Annotated in this window: 1 protein-coding gene; it reads left to right on the top strand. The window is 59.1% G+C overall.

Annotated features, from left to right (window positions below):
- On the top strand, positions 1-919 hold a 919-nt coding region (gene aroB, locus ABT171_RS41720), incomplete at its 5' end, for a 3-dehydroquinate synthase (protein ID WP_351252189.1).
- Between the last annotated feature and the right edge of the window lie 190 nt (positions 920-1109).

Consider the following 1109-nt stretch of genomic DNA (forward strand, 5'->3'; position numbering starts at 1 on the left):
CGTCGTGGTGGATCAGGTGATTCTTCCCGATGGTGAGCAGTACAAATCTCTGGCGGTGTTGGAGCAGGTGTTTTCGGCGCTGCTCGAAAAACCGCACGGTCGCGATACCACGCTGATCGCCCTCGGTGGCGGCGTTGTCGGCGATCTGACCGGTTTTGCCGCCGCGTGTTACCAACGCGGCGTGCGCTTCATTCAGGTTCCCACCACGCTGTTGTCGCAGGTGGACTCCTCCGTAGGCGGCAAGACCGCCGTCAACCACCCGCTCGGCAAAAACATGATCGGCGCTTTCTATCAACCCGCTTCGGTGGTGGTTGATCTGGATTGCCTGAAAACGTTGCCGACGCGTGAACTCTCTTCCGGCCTGGCCGAAGTCATCAAATACGGGATCATCCTCGATCGCGAGTTCTTCGTCTGGTTGGAAAATAACATCGATGCGCTGATGGCGTTGGATATGCAGGCGTTGGCCTACTGTATCCGCCGCTGCTGCGAACTGAAGGCCGAGGTGGTGGCCGCCGACGAACGCGAAAGCGGTCTGCGCGCCCTGCTGAATCTGGGCCATACTTACGGTCATGCTATCGAAGCCGAGATGGGCTACGGCGTGTGGCTGCACGGTGAAGCGGTGGCTGCAGGCATGGTGATGGCGGCGGAAACCGCGCACCGTCTCGGCCAGTTCTCTGTTGAAGACATCGAACGTATCAAAGCGCTGCTGCTGCGCGCCGGCTTGCCGGTCTGCGGGCCGCAGAAAATGACGCCGGAATCCTATCTGCCGCACATGTTGCGTGACAAGAAAGTGCTGGCGGGTGAACTGCGTCTGGTGCTGCCGACCATGATCGGTGCGGCGGAAGTGCGCGGCGGCGTAGGGCATGAGCTGGTGCTGGCGTCGATCGCCGCCTGCTTGCCTGAGCAGCAGCGTAATTAAATCGGACTAAGTAACAGTGGCTTAGCCGCCATTTGCATCTATATTAATACAGTGAGCAGAGCACGACGGGTGTCGCTTTGCCATCATCGGGTTAATCTGCCCGTGCCACGGTAGGTCTACGGTGGTGGGCTTTTGCCTCTAGTTGGAGGGTTTCAGATGGACGAGTTTAAACCGGAAGACGATCTCAGAC

The sequence above is a fragment of the Streptomyces sp. NPDC001851 genome, from assembly GCF_040297165.1.
In the GTDB taxonomy this organism is placed as follows: domain Bacteria; phylum Actinomycetota; class Actinomycetes; order Streptomycetales; family Streptomycetaceae; genus Streptomyces.